At 71.9% G+C, this 19,804-nt stretch carries 13 protein-coding genes and 1 pseudogene; 7 read left to right on the top strand and 7 right to left on the bottom strand.

Annotation, left to right across the window (positions count from 1 at the left end):
• Positions 1-9: 9 nt before the first annotated feature.
• The 4 genes from trpB (at position 10) to lgt (ending at position 4,133) form a co-directional block, all read left to right on the top strand.
• Positions 10-1,290, top strand: a complete 1,281-nt coding sequence (gene trpB / locus ABZ826_RS04745; RefSeq protein WP_361442129.1) for a tryptophan synthase subunit beta — start codon at positions 10-12, stop codon at positions 1,288-1,290.
• Positions 1,287-2,099, top strand: a complete 813-nt coding sequence (gene trpA, locus ABZ826_RS04740) for a tryptophan synthase subunit alpha (protein WP_361442126.1) — start codon at positions 1,287-1,289, stop codon at positions 2,097-2,099. The genes trpB and trpA overlap by 4 nt, the downstream gene beginning before the upstream one ends.
• Positions 2,100-2,173: 74 nt before the next feature.
• The gene (locus ABZ826_RS04735) at positions 2,174-2,992 is read left to right on the top strand and encodes a thioredoxin domain-containing protein (protein ID WP_361442123.1); all 819 of its coding nucleotides are present in this window, start codon (positions 2,174-2,176) and stop codon (positions 2,990-2,992) included.
• A gap of 100 nt (positions 2,993-3,092) precedes the next feature.
• Positions 3,093-4,133: a prolipoprotein diacylglyceryl transferase gene (gene lgt, locus ABZ826_RS04730; protein ID WP_361442120.1), complete on the top strand. Its 1,041-nt coding sequence runs from the start codon at positions 3,093-3,095 to the stop codon at positions 4,131-4,133.
• 104 nt (positions 4,134-4,237) lie between these two features.
• Here lgt and ABZ826_RS04725 read toward each other — a convergent pair whose 3' ends face one another.
• The 7 genes and pseudogenes from ABZ826_RS04725 to ABZ826_RS04695 all read right to left on the bottom strand — a co-directional run.
• Positions 4,238-5,041 carry an aldolase/citrate lyase family protein gene (locus ABZ826_RS04725; RefSeq protein ID WP_361442484.1) on the bottom strand — a complete coding sequence of 268 codons (804 nt, stop codon included), beginning with the start codon at positions 5,039-5,041 and terminating at the stop codon, positions 4,238-4,240.
• Between the two features lie 5 nt (positions 5,042-5,046).
• A complete protein-coding gene (locus ABZ826_RS04720; protein WP_361442117.1) occupies positions 5,047-6,246 on the bottom strand; it encodes a CoA transferase in 1,200 nt (399 codons plus the stop codon).
• Positions 6,243-7,127 (bottom strand): ribokinase, encoded by an 885-nt coding sequence (gene rbsK, locus ABZ826_RS04715; RefSeq protein ID WP_361442114.1) that lies wholly within the window; start codon positions 7,125-7,127, stop codon positions 6,243-6,245. The genes ABZ826_RS04720 and rbsK overlap by 4 nt, the downstream gene beginning before the upstream one ends.
• The gene (locus ABZ826_RS04710; RefSeq protein ID WP_361442111.1) at positions 7,124-8,497 is read right to left on the bottom strand and encodes an ADP-ribosylglycohydrolase family protein; all 1,374 of its coding nucleotides are present in this window, start codon (positions 8,495-8,497) and stop codon (positions 7,124-7,126) included. Before ABZ826_RS04710 ends, rbsK begins: the two co-directional genes overlap by 4 nt.
• Complete coding sequence (locus ABZ826_RS04705; protein WP_361442108.1) at positions 8,494-9,681, bottom strand: ADP-ribosylglycohydrolase family protein; 1,188 nt, start codon at positions 9,679-9,681, stop codon at positions 8,494-8,496. The genes ABZ826_RS04710 and ABZ826_RS04705 overlap by 4 nt, the downstream gene beginning before the upstream one ends.
• Positions 9,623-10,801, bottom strand: coding sequence for an ADP-ribosylglycohydrolase family protein (locus tag ABZ826_RS04700; protein ID WP_361442481.1), 1,179 nt, complete (start codon positions 10,799-10,801; stop codon positions 9,623-9,625). The genes ABZ826_RS04705 and ABZ826_RS04700 overlap by 59 nt, the downstream gene beginning before the upstream one ends.
• A gap of 396 nt (positions 10,802-11,197) precedes the next feature.
• Positions 11,198-12,253 (bottom strand): annotated as a pseudogene (locus ABZ826_RS04695) (ADP-ribosylglycohydrolase family protein); the annotation flags it as partial.
• A gap of 262 nt (positions 12,254-12,515) precedes the next feature.
• On the opposite strand from ABZ826_RS04695, the gene ABZ826_RS04690 reads away from it, so the two are divergent.
• The 3 genes from ABZ826_RS04690 (at position 12,516) to ABZ826_RS04680 (ending at position 19,741) form a co-directional block, all read left to right on the top strand.
• On the top strand, positions 12,516-13,250 hold the full coding sequence (locus ABZ826_RS04690) for a VIT1/CCC1 transporter family protein (RefSeq protein WP_361442105.1): 735 nt from the start codon (positions 12,516-12,518) through the stop codon (positions 13,248-13,250).
• A gap of 442 nt (positions 13,251-13,692) precedes the next feature.
• On the top strand, positions 13,693-18,288 hold the full coding sequence (gltB, locus tag ABZ826_RS04685) for a glutamate synthase large subunit (RefSeq protein WP_361442102.1): 4,596 nt from the start codon (positions 13,693-13,695) through the stop codon (positions 18,286-18,288).
• A complete protein-coding gene (locus ABZ826_RS04680; protein WP_361442099.1) occupies positions 18,281-19,741 on the top strand; it encodes a glutamate synthase subunit beta in 1,461 nt (486 codons plus the stop codon). The genes gltB and ABZ826_RS04680 overlap by 8 nt, the downstream gene beginning before the upstream one ends.
• Positions 19,742-19,804 lie beyond the last annotated feature (63 nt).

The raw sequence follows: 19,804 nt of genomic DNA, 5'->3' as shown, positions 1-19,804 counted from the left end.
ACACGTCGGATGTCATCTGACTTCTTCATCCCGGACCCGGAGGGTCTGATCCCCAGCGCCGAAGGTTACTTCGGTGCGTTCGGCGGCAAGTTCATCCCGGAGGCGCTCGTCGCCGCCGTGGACGAGGTCGCCGTCGAGTACGACAAGGCGAAGGCCGACCCGGCCTTCGCCGCCGAGCTCAACGAGCTCATGATCAACTACACCGGCCGCCCCAGCGCGTTGACCGAAGTCCCGCGCTTCGCCGAGCACGCGGGCGGCGCCCGGATCTTCCTCAAGCGCGAGGACCTGAACCACACCGGCTCGCACAAGATCAACAACGTACTGGGTCAGGCGCTGCTCACCAGGCGCATGGGGAAGACCCGGGTCATCGCCGAAACCGGCGCCGGACAGCACGGTGTCGCCACCGCGACCGCCTGCGCGCTCTTCGGCCTCGAATGCACCATCTACATGGGTGAGATCGACACCGAGCGGCAGGCGCTGAACGTGGCGCGGATGCGGATGCTCGGCGCCGAGGTCATCTCCGTGAAGTCCGGCTCCAGGACGCTGAAGGACGCCATCAACGAGGCGTTCCGCGACTGGGTCGCCAATGTGGACCACACGCACTACCTCTTCGGCACCGTCGCGGGACCGCACCCCTTCCCCGCCATGGTCCGCGACTTCCACCGCGTCATCGGCGTCGAGGCCCGCCGCCAGATCCTGGAGCGGACCGGCCGGCTGCCGGACGCCGCCATCGCCTGTGTCGGCGGCGGCTCCAACGCCATCGGGCTCTTCCACGCCTTCATCCCGGACGCCCATGTCCGGCTGATCGGCTGCGAGCCCGCCGGGCACGGGGTGGAGACCGGCGAGCACGCGGCCACCCTGACGGCGGGCGAGCCCGGCATCCTGCACGGCTCGCGCAGTTACGTCCTTCAGGACGAAGAAGGCCAGATCACCGAGCCGTACTCCATCTCGGCCGGCCTGGACTATCCGGGCATCGGCCCGGAGCACGCGTACCTCAAGGACATCGGCCGCGGCGAGTACCGTGCGGTCACCGACGACGCCGCCATGCAGTCGCTGCGCCTGCTCTCCCGTACCGAAGGGATCATCCCGGCCATCGAGAGCGCCCACGCGCTGGCCGGGGCGCTGGAGGTCGGGAAGGAACTCGGCAAGGACGGACTGCTCGTGGTCAATCTGTCCGGCCGCGGCGACAAGGACATGGACACGGCGGCCCGCTATTTCGGGCTGTACGACGGGACCGACGGGGTCGTCGAGGCCGATGTGGCCGACGGGGAAGAGGAGGTCACCAGGTGAGCGGCAATGTGGAGCTGTTGAGTTCCTCCCTCGCGCGGGCCAAGGCGGAGAACAGGGCCGCGCTCATCGCGTACCTGCCGGCCGGCTTCCCGACCGTCGACGGCGCGATCGCCGCCGTGAAGGCGGTCGTGGCGGGCGGCGCGGACGTCGTCGAGGTGGGGCTGCCGCACAGCGACCCGGTGCTCGACGGACCGGTCATCCAGACCGCCGACGACATCGCCCTGCGTGGCGGCGTGAAGATCGCCGACGTGATGCGCACGGTCCGCGAGGCGTACGAGGCGACCGGCGTCCCGATCCTCGTCATGACGTACTGGAACCCGATCGACCGCTACGGCGTCGAGCGCTTCACCGCCGAACTCGCCGAGGCGGGCGGCGCCGGGTGCATCCTGCCCGACCTGCCGGTCCAGGAGTCCGAGCTGTGGCGCGAGCACGCCGACAAGCACGGTCTCGCGACTGTCTTCGTCGTCGCGCCGAGCAGCAGGGACGAGCGCCTCGCCACCATCACCGCGGCCGGCTCCGGCTTCGTCTACGCGGCCTCACTGATGGGGGTCACCGGCACCCGTGAGTCGGTCGGCGAGCAGGCCCAGGAACTGGTCGGGCGCACCCGGGCCACCACGTCCCTCCCGGTCTGCGTCGGCCTCGGCGTCTCCAATTCCCGGCAGGCCGCCGAGGTCGCCGGTTTCGCCGACGGGGTGATCGTCGGTTCCGCCTTCGTCAAGAGCATGCTGGACGCTCCCGACGAGGAGGCCGGCCTGGCCGCGGTCCGCTCCCTGGCGGGCGAACTCGCCGAAGGCGTTCGAAAGCGCTGAATCGGGTGTAACCCAAACGGGTGGACCTCGTCCGGGGAGGCACGCGCGTGCCTCCCCGGTTCGTTGCTGCGGGTGTGAGCGAGAAGAACGAACAGGGAAAAAGGGCCGCGCGAGACCGGCTCGTCCAGCAGCGTGAGCGCGAGAAGGCGCACGAGCGCCGCAGGCGTGGGCTGATCGTCGGCGGCGCCGTGGTGGGTGTGCTGGCGCTGGCCGCCGTCGTCGGCGTGATCGCCGCGAACACGGGCGGCAAGAGCAAGACGGCGGGCCCCGTCGTCGCACCGTCCGGTGCGACCGGCAAGGACGGCCTGGCCATCCAGGTCGGCGCGGACGGCGCCCCGTCCACGCTCACCATCTGGGAGGACTTCCGCTGCCCGGTCTGCGCCCAGTTCGAGAACGTGTTCCGGGACACCATCCACCAGCTGGAGAGCACCGGACAGGTGAAGGTCGAGTACCACCTCGCCACGATCATCGACGGCAATCTCGGCGGCAGCGGCTCGCTGCGGGCGGCCAATGCAGCGGCCTGCGCACAGGGCGCGGGCAAGTTCTCCGCGTACCACGACGTCCTCTACCGCAACCAGCCGCAGGAGACCGACGACACCTTCGGAGACAACGCCAAGCTGATCGAGCTCGCCGGGAAGGTCCCGGGGCTCGACACCCCCGCCTTCCGCAGCTGCGTGGACGACGGCAAGCACGACAGCTGGGTCCAGAAGTCCAACACGGCGTTCCGGAACGGCGGATTCCAGGGCACGCCGACCGTACTGCTCAACGGTGAGCCGATCTTCCCGAAGAAGGGGAACGAACCTCTCACCGCGGCGAACCTGAAGAAGTGGGTCGCCGAGGCCGACAAGGGCAAGAAGCCGGGTGCGGCCACACCGGCGCCGTCGCACTCCTGAGTGGTGGTCCGGCAGGGGGAATCCATGACCGGCCCGTTACCCATACGTTGTCGGGCGAGTTGCGGTAGGCCCCACCCGGCAAGGTAGCGTCGACCCTGCCATGGACCTTGCCTACATTCCCAGTCCGTCGACCGGCGTGATCTATCTCGGCCCGATCCCGCTCCGCGGCTACGCGTTCTGCATCATCATCGGCGTCTTCGTCGCCGTCTGGTTCGGCAACAAGCGCTGGATCGCCCGGGGCGGCAGAGCCGGTACCGTCGCCGACATCGCCGTGTGGGCGGTGCCCTTCGGCCTCGTCGGCGGGCGGCTCTACCACGTCATCACCGATTACCAGCTGTACTTCAGCGACGGTGAGAACTGGGTCAACGCCTTCAAGATCTGGCAGGGCGGCCTCGGCATCTGGGGTGCGATCGCGCTCGGCGCCGTCGGTGCCTGGATCGGTTGCCGCCGCCGCGGGATCCCGCTGCCGGCCTGGGCCGACGCGCTCGCCCCCGGTATCGCCCTGGCCCAGGCCTGTGGCCGCTGGGGCAACTGGTTCAACCAGGAGCTGTACGGCAAGCCGACCGATGTGCCGTGGGCGCTGAAGATCAGCGAGGGCCCCAACAGGGTCGCCGGTACGTACCACCCGACGTTCCTGTACGAGTCGCTGTGGTGCATCGGTGTCGCCCTGCTGGTGATCTGGGCGGACCGCCGCTTCAGGCTCGGTCACGGCCGGGCGTTCGCGCTGTACGTCGCCGCGTACTGCGCGGGACGCGGCTGGATCGAGTACATGCGGGTCGACGAGGCCCACCACATCCTGGGCGTACGCCTCAATGTGTGGACCGCGGGGATCGTGTTCCTGTTGGCGGTGGTGTACATGGTGATCTCGGCGAAGGTGCGGCCGGGGCGCGAGGAGGTCGTGGAGCCCGGCGCGGTGGACGCCGAGGGCGTCGAGGACGGCGAGAGCGCGAAGGACGGCGAAGGTCCCGATGCCGTGAAGGACGGCGAAGCCCCGGATGACGTGGACGCGGCGGTCGCGTCGTCCGACGCGGACGCGGGTCCTGGCGCGGACGGCGGTGCCGAGCGAGCCGACGACTCCGAGGACAGTGCCGCGAAGACGCCGGAGAAGAACGGCGCCGCGGAGGCGGCGAAGAACGGCTGAGCCGTGCGTGCGTCACGCGTGGGGCCCCGAACCGCCTGGTTCGGGGCCCCACGCGTGTCCTCGATCGCCGGATCGACGGGCGGGCCCGCAGCGGATCCCGGCCGTCACCCCGCCCGCGTGGCCAGCGCCAGCGTGCGGCGGGCCGAGGCCACCACCGCCGCGTCGACGAACCGGCCGTCCGGCAGGGCCAGCGCGCCCTCGTCCGTCACGGCCGCCTCCACGATCTCCGCCGCCGCCTCGACCTCCCGCGCCGTCGGGCAGAACGCCCGCTCGATGACCGGGAGCTGGCGCGGATGGATCGCCGCCCGGCCCAGGAAACCCAGTGCCCGGCCGCGCGCGCAGGACGCCCACAGGCCGTCCAGGTCCCGTACGTCCGTGAACACCGACTGGGCGGGCGGCGCGAGACCGGCCGCGCGGGCGGCGACCACGACCCGGCTGCGCGACCAGTCGAGCCCGGTGTCGTCCCGTACCCCCAGATCGGCCCGGAGGTCCGCTTCGCCCAGCGCGATGGAGCGCACCTGGGGATGGGCGGCGGCGACCGTGTAGGCGTGCTCGATGCCGAGCGCCGATTCCAGCAGCGGACAGAGCGCGACCCCCGGCGCCACGGCCGCGATGTGGTGCACGGAGGCCGCGTGCGTGATCTTCGGCAGCCGGAATTCGGCGAGACCCGGCAGTCCGGCCAGGGCGACGACATCCGCCTCGGTGTGGACCCGGACATGGAGCGGCACGTCCGTGTCCTCGGCCGGTTCGGACAACAGCTCGGCGGTGGCCGACCGCGCGTACTCCTTGCGGTCCGGCGCGACCGCGTCCTCCAGATCGACGATCACCACGTCCGCGCCCGCGTCGCGTGCCTTGCGCACCACCTCGGGCCGGTCCCCGGGCACGTACAGGAAGGTGAGGGGGACCATCGCCGTCACAGGACGCTCTCCGCCCGCAGCGCGGCGATCTCCGGGCCCGACAGACCCAGGGCGGTGAGGATCTCGTCGGTGTCCGCACCGTGCGGCCGGCCCGCCCAGCGGATCGCGCCCGGTGTCGCCGAGAGCCGGAACAGGACGTTCTGCATCCGCAGCGGTCCCAGCTCCGGGTCGTCCACCTCGGTGACGGAGTCCAGGGCCCGGTACTGCGGGTCCTCCATCACGTCCTGGATGCCGTGGATGGGCGCGATGGCCGCCTCCGCCTTCTCGAACGCGGAGACCGCCTCCTCACGCGTGTGCCGGGCGACCCAGTCACCGACCGCCTCGTCGAGTTCGTCGGAGTGCTCTGCGCGGGTGGTGCCGGAGCCGAACCAGGGCTTGTCGATCAGCTCGGGCCGGCCGACCAGACGCATGACCCGTTCGGCGATCGACTGCGCGGAGGTGGAGACGGCGACCCAGTGCCCGTCCGAGGTGCGGTAGGTGTTGCGCGGGGCATTGTTCCGGGAGCGGTTGCCGGTGCGCGGCTGTACGTAGCCGAGCTGGTCGTACCAGACCGGCTGCGGGCCGAGCACGGTCAGGATCGGCTCGATGATCGCCATGTCGACGACCTGCCCCTCCCCGGTCCTGTCGCGTCCGGCGAGCGCGGCCATCACGGCGTACGCGGTGGCCAGCGCCGCGATCGAGTCGGCGAGCCCGAACGGCGGGAGCGTGGGCGGCCCGTCCGGTTCCCCGGTGATCGCGGCGAACCCGCTCATCGCCTCGGCCAGGGTGCCGAAGCCGGGACGGTGCGCGTACGGACCGAACTGACCGAAGCCGGTGACCCTGGCCAGCACCAGCCGCGGATTGACGGCGTGCAGCTCCGCCCAGCCGAGACCCCAGCGCTCCAGGGTTCCGGGCCGGAAGTTCTCGATGATCACATCGGTCCCGGCGGCCAGCCGGAGGAGGATGTCGCGCCCGCCGGGGCTGGACAGGTCGAGGGTCAGATTGCGCTTGTTGCGGCCGAGGAGCTTCCACCACAGACCGACGCCGTCCTTCGTGGGCCCGTGTCCGCGTGACGGATCGGGCCTGCGCGGATGCTCCACCTTGATCACCTCGGCGCCGAAGTCACCGAGCATGGTGGCGGCGAGGGGGCCCGCGAAGAGCGTGGCGAGGTCGATGACCCGCAGCCCGGTCAGCGGCGCCTGCGCGGTGGTGTTCATGCCGCGTCGATCTCACTGCGGTACGGCATGGAGGTCGAGGCGCCCGGCCGCTGTACGCACAGCGCGGCGGCGGCCGACGCCCAGGCCAGCGACTCGGGTACGGGCCGTCGTTCGCCGAGCGCCACGGCGAGCGTCCCGACGAAGGTGTCCCCGGCCCCGGTGGAGTCGACCGCGGTGACCTCGGGGGCGGGGAAGAGAACGGGCTCGCCGCCCCGGGCGGCGTACAGGCAGCCCTTCGAGCCGAGTGTGACCACGACCGCGGGGACCTGGCCGAGCAGCAGCTGCGCCGCCGCGTGGGGGTCCGTGGCGCCGGTGAGCGCGGCCGCCTCGTGCTCGTTGGGGATCAGCAGGTCGACGCAGTCGAGGAGTTCGGAGGGCAGAGGCTGTACGGGGGACGGGGTGAGGATGGTCCGTACGCCCTGGGCATGGGCCACGCGCGCACCCTCCAGCATGGCGGACAGCGGCAGCTCCAGCTGGAGGAGCAGCAGATCGGCCCCGGCGATGGCGGCCATCTCGCCGGGGCCGAGAGCGGTGACGGCGCCGTTGGCGCCGGGGATCACCACGATGGAGTTGGCGCCCAGCTCGTCGACGACGATGTGCGCGGTGCCGCTGGGGCCTTCGGCCGTCTGCAGCAGATCGGTGTCGACGCCCGCGTGTTCCAGGTTGGACCGCAGCAGGGCGCCGTACTCGTCGTCGCCGACCGCGCCGATCATCGTCACGTCGCCGCCCGCACGGGCTGCAGCGACGGCCTGGTTGGCGCCCTTGCCGCCGGGAACGGTACGGAATTCCCGTCCGGTGACGGTCTCTCCTCGCTCCGGCGCCCGTGCGACGTACGCGACGAGATCCATATTGGTGCTGCCGAGCACCGCGATGCCGGTCATGGGCGGAGTGCCTCCTTGAGGGTGAGCCGGTGGGTCTGTTCGGCGAGGGCGTCGAAGCCGATGGAGTCGAATCCGGCGACCGACGTGGCGAGACGGTTCTTCAGCGGGGCGGTCCAGTGGTCGGGCAGCGCGCCGGGGCTCCCGGCCAGCAGTGCGGCGAGCGAGCCGGCGGTCGCACCGTTGGAGTCGGTGTCCCAGCCGCCCGACACCGCACGGCAGATGGAGTCGGAGTAGTCGCCGTCGGCGTGGGTCAGGGCCGCGGCCAGCAGGGCGGCGTTGGGCAGCACATGGACCCAGTGGTACCCGCCGTACTCGGCGTGCAGCCGGTCGGCCACCGCGTCGAAGCCGCTCTCGCCACGGGCCGCCGCGATGCCGAAGCGCACCGCGTGCGCGAACCGCGAACGCGGCGGCACGACGCGCAGCCCGGCGGCCAGACAGCCGTGCACGTCGTGCGCGCCGCCGGCCGCTTCGGCGAGTGCGGCGGCGGCGAACATGGCCCCGTACACCCCGTTGGCGGTGTGGGTGAGGACCGCGTCCCGGTGGGCCTGCTCCGCCGCGGCCGACGGGTCGCCCGGATGCGTCCAGCCGTGCACATCGGCCCGGATCTGCGCACCGATCCACTCCCGGAACGGATTGCGGTACCGGGCGGTGCTCGGGGGCTCGATCCCGTCGAGCAGATTGCGGTACGCGACCCGCTCGGCGGTGAACGTGCGGCCGGCCGGGAGTTCGTCGAGCCAGAGCCGGGCGAGATCGCCGGTGGTGAAGGACGGACCGTACCGCTGGAGCAACAGCAGGGTGAGCAGAGGGTGGTCGAGGTCGTCGTCCTCCGGCATGCCGTCGATGTTCTCGGCCAGGGAAGTGGACGCGGAGCGGCGGTTCCAGGGGTAGGTGGCGGCCAGCTCGGCGGGCAGCCCCTTGGCGGTGAACCAGGTGGTCAGCGGCCAGTTGCCGGTGGCACGGGCCAGTGCGCGGATACCGGCGAGCGGCAGTTTCTCGACGGGTTTGCCGAGCAGACAGCCGGCGGCCCGGCCCAGCCAGGCGGCGTGCAGCCGTTCGTGGCTCACCGGTGTCGGGCCCGTGCGGGAGGCCGGCCAGTTCGGACAGGCGGCCCGGACGGCGGCCAGGTCCGTCGGTTCGTCCGCCGCCAACGGCGAGTCCAGCAGGGCGAGTTCGTCGAGCAGTCGCTCGGCCAGCGCGCGCAGCTCCGGGGCCGGAGGGGTTGACGCGCCCGCCCGCTCCGGAGCGGGGGCGCCGCCCGCCTCGTACCACCGGCGGGCGATGGCCCGCGCGTCCCGCCCGTCCTCGGCGGCCTGGCGCAGCTCGTGCCCGACCAGGTCCTCGGGCTGCACCCACGTCACCCGGAGGGTCATGGCGTACCCGCCAGCGCGCTGAACGCCGACTCGTGGGCGCGGCGCCGGGCCGTGTCCCGTGCGAACACTTCGCGGGCGACGCCCGCCAGGGCCCGGGCGGGGGCGTGCAGATCGAGCCGGCTGGCCTCGGCGACCGTGCTCACCCAGTCGGCGGGGATCGCCGGTTCGCCGTGGAGCGCGCCCGCGACGGCGCCGCTCATGGTGGCGATCGAGTCGCAGTCCCGGCCGTAGTTGACCGAGCCGAGGACCGCGTGCCGGTAGTCACCGTCCGCGACGAGCAGCATGCCGAGCGCGATCGGGAGTTCCTCGATGGCGTGCAGCCGGGACGGCCGGCGGGCGCCGAGGGAGGGGGCGCGGTAGTCGGGGCCCACGGTGTCGAAGGGCGCGACGGCGGCGCGCAGCGGAGCGAGCGCGGTCTCGAAGTCGTGGTGACGGGTGGCCACTTCGCACACCGCTTCGATGGCGGACCGGGTGCCGTCCTTGGCGAGCGACAGACAGGTGTCGACGACGCCGGCGGGCGTCGCGTCCGGGGCGCAGGCGGCGGCGACGGCCGCGGCGAAGACTCCGGCCGCTTCCCTGCCGTAGGAGGACTGATGGGCGCCGGCGACATCCAGCGCCTCGGCGTACGCGGCCTCCGGGTGGGCGGCGTTGACCAGGCCGACCGGAGCCATGTACATCGCCGCACCGCAGTTGACGATGTTTCCGGAGCCCGCCTCGCGCGGATCGACATGGCCGTAGTGCAGCCGCGCGACGATCCACTTCTCGGCGAGGAAGATCCGCTGGAGCGGCAGCGCGTCGGCCTCCAGCTCCGGAATCCAGCGGGGGGTGGAGATCAGCTCCGGCACGAGGTGGTCGGCGACCGCGTACGCGTCGAGATGGTCGCGCACGGCGTCGTACACCCGTACCAGCGCATGGCTCATCAAGGTGTCGTCGGTGACGTGTCCGTCGCCCTTGTGGTATGGGGCGATGGGGCGGGCCGTACGCCAGTCGTCGCCGTCCCACGGGCCGACGATGCCGCTGATCCGCCCGCCGTGGCGGGCCACGATCTGCTCGGGGGGCCGGCCCTCGACCGGACCGCCGAGCGCGTCGCCGACCGCGGCGCCGACGAGCGCTCCCGTGATCCGCTCATCGAGTGTGAGTGCCGTGGTTCTCGCCCCGGACCGCACGGGCGTCATGGATGTCATGTCCGAATTGTCCACCCGTGGGCTTCGGTTCCGTGGCTGCCAGGAGCCCGGCGAGTTCGATCAGGTCGGTCCCCGCGAGACGGGGCAGCGCACACCCCGCCAAGGTGCGGCAGGCCTCGCGCCAGCCGTCCGGGACGGCGCCGACGCCGCAGAGCGCGCCGGTCAGCGCGCCGGCCAGCGCGGGCGCGGAGTCGGCCACCCGTGACAGGCACGCCGCCGCGGGAACGGCCTGGGCGATCTGGCCGCGGGCCGCGGTGGCCAGGGCGAGCGCGACCGGGACGGTCTCGGCGGCGGCGATCCCGTAGCTGTAGACGTGGTCCACGATCTGATGCTCCAGCACCGGTACCAGGGCGAACGCGCCCGCCGCCTCGCCGACGAAGTCACGGGCGATCCGCACGGCGTGGGCGGCGTTGCGGGCGATCTCCGTGCCGTCGGGGAGTTGTGCGAGCGCGGCGTTCACCGCGGTGTCCACGTCCGCGCCGCCCAGCGCCTCGGCGATCGCGGCCGCCATCGCGCGGGCGCCGTGCACTCCGTCGCCGTCCTGGGTGTAGCGGGCGTCGAACTCGGCGAGGTCGGCGGCGGCCGCCGGGTCGGCGGGGTGGACGACGGCGAGCACGGCGGCCCGTACGCAGGCCGCGTCGTCGAAGTAGTGCGGGTTGTCGTGGCCGGTGGCGGGCGGGCGCAACCCGGCGGCGAGATTGCCGAGTCCGGCTCGTACCGAGATCCGGGCGCGCAGCGGGAGCACCGCGGACTCGACCTCGGGGGCGCGGGCGGCAGCCGCGGCGACCTCGGCCGCCAGCGCCTTCCAGGCGACGTCGACGGCGGCCCGCATCCGGTGTCCGGGGGACAGCCCGTGCAGCGGAACGGCCGTCGAGGCGAGCACGGTCCCGGCGGCGAACGCCGCCCATTCGGCGTCGTCGGACGGCCCGAGCCGCAGGGGTTCGGGCGGCTGGTTGAGGGCGATGGGGACGGGCAGCGTGGTTGTGGCGTTCTGCTCGGCGAAGGTGTCGAGCTCCCGGGTGAGGCGCCGGGTCCATTCGGGCATCCGGGCGGCCCGGTGCCGTGCGGCGGGCCACCCGGCGGCGTCCCCGGCGGCGAGCCCGAGCAACAGCCCCTCGATCCGGGCCCGATGACCCGGGGAGGGGTGGGCGCGTAGCCGGGCGGGCGGGGAAGCGGGGGTGCGCGGGGCGTCGTCGGGGGCGTCGTCGGAGGTGTCGCGCGGGGCTTCCTCGGGGGTTTCGCGGTAGGTGTCGCGCGGGGCGGTCCGGTGTGTTTCGCGTGCGGTGGCGGGTGCGACGGGGGAGTTGTGCGCCGGTCCGGCGGCGGACGCCCGAGGCGTGCCGCCCGGGTCCGTACGCGGGTGGTCCCGTGTCGGGCCCTCCTGGCCGGCGGCGGACGGGGCGTGCTCGGGGTCGGCGGGGTGCGCCCGGCCGCCTTCCGGTGCACGGGCTGTTGCATCCCGCCCGCCTTCCGGTGTGCGGGCTGCACCCCGGCCGCCCTCGTCCGTCTCGTCCGCGTCGTCCGCCTCGTCCGGGGTGAGCAACTCCGCGATGTCCAGGACGTGGTAGCCCCGCATCGACGGCAGGCAGCTGCCCCGGACCGGACCGATCGCCTCCCCCCAGTGCCGCGGAATCGCCGACGCCCCGTGCAGGGCGCCGGCCAGGGCCCCCGCCACCGCGGCCGTCGTGTCCGCGTCGCGGCCCATGTTGACCGCGGTCAGCACCGCCGTGCGGAAGTCGCCGCGCGCCGCCGCGAACGCTCCGAAGGCCAGGCCGACCGCCTCGGGCGCCAGGTCCGTCCACGGGTAGCCGCCGACCACCACCGCGGAGCGCACCGCGCGTTCCCCGGTGAGCCGGTCGGGGTACGTGCGCTGCGCGGCGGCCACGGCGCGCCGCAGCGAACGCGCCGTCCAGGAGTCCATGGGGACGACGGACAGCGCGGCGGCGATCACCGACGCGACCCCGGCGCCCGCCATCGCGGCGGCCACCCCGGCCGCCACCGCCTGGCCGCCGTAGATCCCCTCCCCGTCATGGCTGACCCGCCCGTCGACCGCGACCAGACGCGCCGCCTCGTCCGGCCGGCCCGCCGCGAAGACGCCGAACGGCGCCGCCCGCATCGCCAGGCCGTCGCTCCAGGCGTGCCGGTGCTGGGCGGAGATCGGGGCGGCCAGGCCCCGGCGCAGATTCTCCAGCGTGCCCCGCTCGCTGAACCCGGCACCGCGGAACGGCCCTTCGTCCAGGTCGGCGATCCACAGGTGCCACGCCCGCTCCACCTGGGTGACCGTCAGCGCCGAACCGTGCCGCGCGAGGAGCAGCCCGGAGAAGATCGCGTACTCCGTGTCGTCCGTGCCCGCGGGGTCGTCGCTCACGAAGCCCTCGATCCGGCCCCAGCGACGACGGATCTCGGACGGCCGCAGGTTCTCCGCCGGTGCGCCCAGCGCGTCACCGACCGCGAGGCCGAGCAGTGCGCCCCGGGCCCGGTCCCCCAGGTCCCCCCGGGGCGCGCCGCCCCGCACCGCCGCCCGGGCGCCATGCGTCCGAGGCTCCACCGGACTTCCTGCAATCGACTCCATCGCGTCGACCCTTCGCTCGCACCGGGCCCGTTCTCGTGCCTCCTCGATATGTGCCACGCGAAGCCTCGGCAGAGGCCGAAATCACAACAAAAGGGCCAGTCGGATGATGGCCCGGACGTGGCAAGGCAGGCCGTACTTACCTGGTCACAGGGCAGGTAAGTACGGCCTGCCTTGCTGGCGGGCGCCCTTTTTCGTGCGTACTTTCGATGGAGCTGAGCGGGGGCGGAGCGCGTGAAACCCGCTGCCGGAGAAGGGGAGAGCTGTGTCCATCATCGAGACCGACGCCGTACTGCACGAGGCGCACCGTGACAACCACACCCACCGCGATGTGAACGGCGGCTGGCTGCGCCCGGCGGTGTTCGGCGCCATGGACGGGCTCGTCTCCAACCTCGCGCTGATGACCGGCGTCGCGGGTGGCGCCGTCTCCCAGCAGACGATCGTGATCACCGGTCTGGCGGGCCTGGCCGCCGGTGCCTTCTCCATGGCGGCCGGCGAATACACCTCCGTCGCCTCGCAGCGTGAGCTCGTCGAGGCCGAACTCGACGTCGAGCGGCGCGAGTTGCGCAAGCACCCCCAGGACGAGGAGCGGGAGCTCGCCGCGCTCTACGAGTCGCGCGGCGTCGAGCCCCGTCTCGCCCGCGAGGTCGCGCGCCAGCTGTCGCGCGATCCGGAGCAGGCCCTGGAGATCCACGCCCGCGAGGAGCTAGGCATCGACCCGGGCGACCTGCCCTCGCCGCTCGTCGCCGCGGTGTCGTCGTTCGGCGCGTTCGCGCTGGGGGCCCTGTTGCCCGTACTGCCGTATCTGCTCGGCGCGAGCGCGATGTGGCCGGCCGTGCTGCTCGCCCTGGTCGGGCTGTTCGCCTGCGGTGCGGTGGTGGCCAGGGTGACGGCGCGCAGCTGGCTGTACAGCGGGCTGCGCCAGCTGGCGCTCGGCGGGGCCGCCGCGGCGATCACCTACGGTCTGGGCATGCTGTTCGGTGTGGCCGTCGGAGGCTGACCACGTAGACCGGGACATGACATGGAGCCCGTCCGGCCGGAGGTGTCGTCCTCGCGTGCCGGGCGGGCTCCCTTGCGTGACGTGTCCGCCATGGGTGTGACGCACGTCTTGGGGTCCGCCTCTGGGCGGACCGGTTCCGCGCGGCGTAAAATGAGTCTCTATGCAGGGCTGCACATAAGTAGCCGTTACCCGGCGGTTTCATTTCCTTTGCCGCCGGGCAAGAGCCGTACACACCGCAGGCAACGACGCCTGCTCTCTGCGGTCCCCCGGGCGCCGATCCTCCGACTGCGACCCACCCCCACCGCCTCAGGCGGTGTCCGGATGTTGGAACGGACTATCCGCTTCTTGAGAAGCGCCCCATCATGTAAATTGCACGAAATTTCGCAGAGGGCCAACGTCGTCCCTCGGCACTGCATATGCCACGACGACGACGGGAGAGCCCATGCGTACCGACGCCTGGTCGCCCATGGACGGTCGCCCCGCCCAGCAGGGGCTGTACGACCCCCGTAACGAGCACGACGCCTGTGGTGTCGGGTTCGTGGCCACCCTGACCGGTGTGGCCAGCCATGAGCTGGTCGAGCAGGCGCTGACCGTACTGCGCAACCTCGAACACCGCGGTGCCACCGGGTCCGAGCCCGACTCCGGCGACGGTGCCGGAATCCTTCTCCAGGTGCCGGACGCCTTCCTCCGCGACAAGGTCGCCTTCGACCTCCCCGAGGCCGGTGCCTACGGCGTCGGAATCGCCTTCCTGCCCGCGGACGACTCCACCGAGGCCGTCCGGAAGCTGGAGAAGATCTCCGCCGAGGAGGGCCTCAGGATCCTCGGCTGGCGCCAGGTCCCGGTCACCCCGGACATCCTCGGCAAGGGCGCCCGCGCCACCATGCCCGAATTCCGCCAGCTCTTCGTCACGGACGGCGAGAGCACCGGCATCGCGCTCGACCGCAAGGCCTTCGTGCTGCGCAAGCGCGCCGAGCGGGAGGCCGGGGTGTACTTCCCCTCGCTCTCCGCCCGCACGATCGTCTACAAGGGCATGCTCACCACGGGGCAGCTGGAGCCGTTCTTCCCGGACCTCTCCGACCGTCGCTTCGCCACCGCCGTCGCACTGGTGCACTCGCGGTTCTCCACGAACACCTTCCCGAGCTGGCCGCTCGCCCACCCGTACCGTTTCGTCGCGCACAACGGCGAGATCAACACGGTCAAGGGCAACCGCAACTGGATGAAGGCCCGCGAGTCCCAGCTCGTCACCAGCCTCTTCGGGGCTGCTCAGCTGGACCGGATCTTCCCCGTCTGCACACCCGACGCCTCCGACTCCGCCTCCTTCGACGAGGTCCTGGAGCTGCTCCACCTCGGCGGCCGGTCGCTGCCGCACTCGGTGCTGATGATGGTCCCCGAGGCGTGGGAGAGCCCCGAATCCCTGAATGCCATGGATCCGGCCCGCCGCGCCTTCTACCAGTACCACTCCACGATGATGGAGCCCTGGGACGGCCCGGCCTGCGTCACCTTCACCGACGGCACCCAGGTCGGCGCGGTGCTGGACCGCAACGGGCTGCGACCCGGCCGCTACTGGGTCACCGACGACGGCCTCGTCGTGCTCTCCTCCGAGGTCGGTGTCCTGGACATCGACCCCGCGAAGGTGGTCCGCAAGGGCCGCCTCCAGCCCGGCAGGATGTTCCTCGTCGACACGGCCGAGGGCCGCATCATCGAGGACGACGAGATCAAGGCCGCCCTCGCCGCCGAGCAGCCGTACCAGGACTGGCTGGAGGCCGGCGAGATCGAGCTGGAGGACCTCCCCGAGCGGGAGCACATCGTGCACACGCACGCCTCCGTCACCCGCCGCCAGCAGACCTTCGGCTACACCGAGGAAGAGCTGCGCGTCATCCTCGCGCCGATGTCCCGCACCGGCGGCGAACCGCTCGGCTCCATGGGTACGGACTCGCCGATCGCCGCCCTGTCCGAGCGCCCCCGGCTGCTCTTCGACTACTTCACCCAGCTGTTCGCGCAGGTCACCAACCCGCCGCTGGACGCCATCCGCGAGGAGCTCGTCACCTCGCTGCGCTCCACGCTCGGCCCGCAGGGCAACCTGCTGGAGCCGACCGCCGCGTCGTGCCGCAGCGTCACGCTGCCGTTCCCGGTGATCGACAACGACGAGCTGGCCAAGCTGATACACATCAACGCCGACGGCGACATGCCGGGGATGAAGGCTGCCACACTCTCCGGTCTCTACCGGGTCGGCGGCGGCGGTGAGGCCCTCGCCGCGCGGATCGAGCGGATCTGCGCCGAGGCCGACGCCGCCATAGAGGACGGTGCCCGCCTGATCGTCCTCTCCGACCGGCACTCCGACGCCGAGCACGCGCCGATCCCGTCGCTGCTGCTCACCTCCGCCGTCCACCACCACCTCATCCGCACCAAGCAGCGCACCCAGGTCGGTCTGCTGGTCGAGGCCGGGGACGTCCGCGAGGTCCACCACGTCGCGCTGCTCATCGGCTACGGCGCCGCCGCGGTCAACCCGTACCTGGCGATGGAGTCCGTCGAGGACCTGGTCCGTGCCGGTACGTTCATCGAGGGCATCGAGCCCGAGAAGGCCATCCGCAACCTGATCCACGCGCTCGGCAAGGGCGTCCTGAAGGTCATGTCCAAGATGGGCATCTCGACAGTCGCCTCCTACCGCGGCGCCCAGGTCTTCGAGGCCGTCGGCCTGAACGAGGACTTCGTCGCGAAGTACTTCCACGGCACCGCCAGCAAGATCGGCGGCGCCGGTCTCGACGTCGTCGCCCAGGAGGTCGCCGCCCGCCACGCCAAGGCGTACCCGGCCTCCGGTATCGCCGCCTCGCACCGCGCGCTGGAGATCGGCGGCGAGTACCAGTGGCGCCGCGAGGGCGAGCCGCACCTGTTCGACCCGGAGACGGTCTTCCGCCTCCAGCACGCCACGCGCACCAAGCGCTACGACATCTTCAAGAAGTACACGGACCGGGTGAACGAGCAGTCCGAGCGCCTGATGACGCTCCGTGGCCTGTTCACCCTCAAGACAAATGAGAACGGCAGGAGCGACCGCGAGGCGATCTCCATCGACGAGGTCGAGTCCGTCTCCGACATCGTCAAGCGCTTCTCCACCGGCGCCATGTCGTACGGCTCGATCTCCCGCGAGGCGCACGAGACCCTCGCCATCGCCATGAACCAGCTGGGCGGCAAGTCCAACACCGGCGAGGGCGGCGAGGACGCGGACCGGCTCTACGACCCGGCGCGCCGTTCGTCCATCAAGCAGGTCGCCTCCGGCCGCTTCGGTGTGACCAGCGAGTACCTGGTCAACGCGGACGACATCCAGATCAAGATGGCTCAGGGCGCCAAGCCCGGCGAGGGCGGCCAGCTGCCCGGCCACAAGGTCTACCCCTGGGTCGCCAGGACCCGGCACTCCACCCCGGGTGTCGGCCTGATCTCGCCGCCGCCGCACCACGACATCTACTCCATCGAGGACCTGGCCCAGCTGATCCATGACCTCAAGAACGCCAACCCGGCGGCCCGCATCCATGTGAAGCTGGTCTCCGAGGTCGGTGTCGGCACGGTCGCGGCGGGTGTCTCCAAGGCGCACGCGGACGTCGTCCTGATCTCCGGCCACGACGGCGGAACGGGCGCCTCCCCGCTCACCTCGCTCAAGCACGCGGGCGGCCCCTGGGAGCTCGGCCTCGCCGAGACCCAGCAGACCCTGCTGCTCAACGGCCTGCGCGACCGCATCGTCGTGCAGACCGACGGCCAGCTGAAGACCGGCCGCGACGTCGTCATCGCCGCGCTGCTGGGCGCCGAGGAGTTCGGTTTCGCGACCGCGCCGCTCGTCGTCTCCGGCTGCGTCATGATGCGCGTCTGTCATCTGGACACCTGCCCGGTCGGCATCGCCACGCAGAACCCGGTCCTGCGGAGCCGCTTCTCGGGCAAGGCCGAGTACGTCGTCAACTTCTTCGAGTTCATCGCCCAGGAGGTCCGTGAGCTCCTCGCCGAGCTGGGCTTCCGGACGATCGAGGAGGCCGTCGGCCACGCCGAGCTGCTCGACACCGACCGCGCCATCACCCACTGGAAGGCGCAGGGCCTGGACCTGGAACCCCTGTTCCACGTCCCGGAGCTGCCCGAGGGCGCGGTCCGTCACCAGCGGATCGAGCAGGACCACGGTCTCGCCAAGGCACTCGACAACGAGCTGATCAAGCTCGCCGCCGACGCCCTGAACGCGGAGAGCGCCGAGGCCGCCCAGCCGGTGCGGGCCCGGATCGCGATCCGGAACATCAACCGGACCGTCGGCACCATGCTCGGCCACGAGGTGACGAAGAAGTTCGGCGGCGCCGGTCTGCCGCAGGACACCATCGACATCACGTTCACCGGCTCCGCCGGCCAGTCCTTCGGCGCGTTCGTGCCGAGCGGAGTGACCCTGCGCCTGGAGGGCGACGCCAACGACTACGTCGGCAAGGGCCTCTCCGGCGGCCGCGTCGTCGTCCGCCCGGACCGCGGCGCCGACCACCTCGCCGAGTACTCCACCATCGCGGGCAACACGATCGCCTACGGCGCCACCGGTGGCGAGCTGTTCCTGCGCGGCCGGACCGGTGAGCGGTTCTGCGTCCGCAACTCCGGCGCGACGGTCGTCTCGGAAGGCGTGGGCGACCACGGCTGCGAGTACATGACCGGCGGTCACGCCGTCGTGCTCGGCGAGACCGGACGTAACTTCGCCGCGGGCATGTCAGGCGGCGTCGCGTACGTCATCGACCTGGACCGTGCCAACGTCAACTCCGGCAACCTCGGCGCGGTCGAGGCGCTCTGCGACACCGACGAGCAGTGGCTGCACGACGTGGTGCGCCGCCACCAGGAGGAGACCGGTTCCACGGTCGCCGAGAAGCTGCTCGCCGAGTGGGACAGCGCCGACGGTGGCGTCTCCCGCTTCAGCAAGATCATCCCGTCCACGTACAAGGCAGTGCTCGCCGCCAAGGACGCCGCTGAGCTCGCCGGTCTCTCCGAACAGGAGACCACCGAGAAGATGATGGAGGCGGCGACCAATGGCTGACCCCAAGGGCTTCCTGACCACCGGGCGCGCGGTCGCCGACGCCCGCCCCGTGGGCGAGCGCGTCAAGGACTGGAACGAGGTCTACGTTCCGGGCTCGCTGCTCCCGATCATCAGCAAGCAGGCCGGCCGCTGCATGGACTGCGGCATCCCGTTCTGCCACAACGGCTGCCCGCTCGGAAACCTCATCCCCGAGTGGAACGACTACGCCTACCGCGAGGACTGGACGGCCGCGTCCGAGCGCCTGCACGCCACGAACAACTTCCCGGAGTTCACCGGGCGGCTCTGCCCGGCCCCGTGCGAGTCGGCGTGTGTGCTCGGCATCAACCAGCCGGCCGTCACCATCAAGAACGTCGAAGTCTCCATCATCGACAAGGCGTGGGACAGCGGCGACGTCACCCCGCAGCCGCCCGAGCGGCTCTCCGGCAAGACCGTCGCCGTCATCGGCTCGGGCCCGGCGGGTCTCGCCGCCGCCCAGCAGCTGACCCGGGCCGGGCACACGGTCGCCGTCTACGAGCGCGCGGACCGCATCGGAGGCCTTCTCCGGTACGGCATCCCCGAGTTCAAGATGGAGAAGTCGCACATCAACCGCCGTATCGAGCAGATGCGCGCGGAAGGCACCAAGTTCCGTACGGAGACGGAGATCGGCAAGGACATCGACGCCGCCAAGCTCCGCCGCCGGTACGACGCGGTCGTCATCGCCGCCGGTGCCACCGTCTCCCGCGACCTGCCCGTCCCCGGCCGTGAGCTGAACGGTGTGCACTTCGCCATGGAGTACCTGCCGCTCGCCAACAAGGTGCAGGAGGGCGACCTGACGGTCTCCCCGATCACCGCCGAGGGCAAGCACGTGGTCGTCATCGGCGGCGGCGACACCGGCGCCGACTGCGTCGGCACCGCCCACCGCCAGGGCGCGCTCTCCGTCACCCAGCTGGAGATCATGCCCCGGCCGGGCGAGGACCGTAACGCCAACCAGCCCTGGCCGACCTTCCCGATGCTCTACAAGGTCACCTCCGCGCACGAGGAGGGTGGCGAGCGGGTCTACTCCGTCTCCACCACCCACTTCGAGGGCGACGAGGACGGCAATGTCCAGGCGCTGCACCTGGTCGAGGTGGAGTTCAAGGACGGCAGGCTGGAACAGAAGCCCGGCACCGAGCGCAGGATCCCCGCACAGCTGGTCACCCTGGCCATGGGCTTCACCGGCACCGACCAGTCCAACGGCCTGGTGCAGCAGTTCGGCCTGGAGCTCGACGAGCGCGGCAATGTCGCGCGCGACGCGGACTACGCCACCAACGTCGGCGGCGTGTTCGTCGCCGGTGACGCGGGCCGCGGCCAGTCCCTCATCGTGTGGGCCATCGCCGAGGGCCGCTCCGCGGCACGCGGCGTGGACCGCTTCCTGACCGGAGCCAGCGCCCTGCCGGCCCCGATCCGCCCGACGGACCGTGCCCTGACGGTCTGAACCACGGCACACAAAGACGTCCCGTACAAAGGCGTACGGAACTGAACGCGGCGCCTGCCCGTC

The sequence above is a fragment of the Streptomyces sp. NPDC047515 genome (assembly GCF_040643055.1).
Taxonomy (GTDB): domain Bacteria; phylum Actinomycetota; class Actinomycetes; order Streptomycetales; family Streptomycetaceae; genus Streptomyces.
This window is presented reverse-complemented; position numbering and strand designations above follow the sequence as displayed.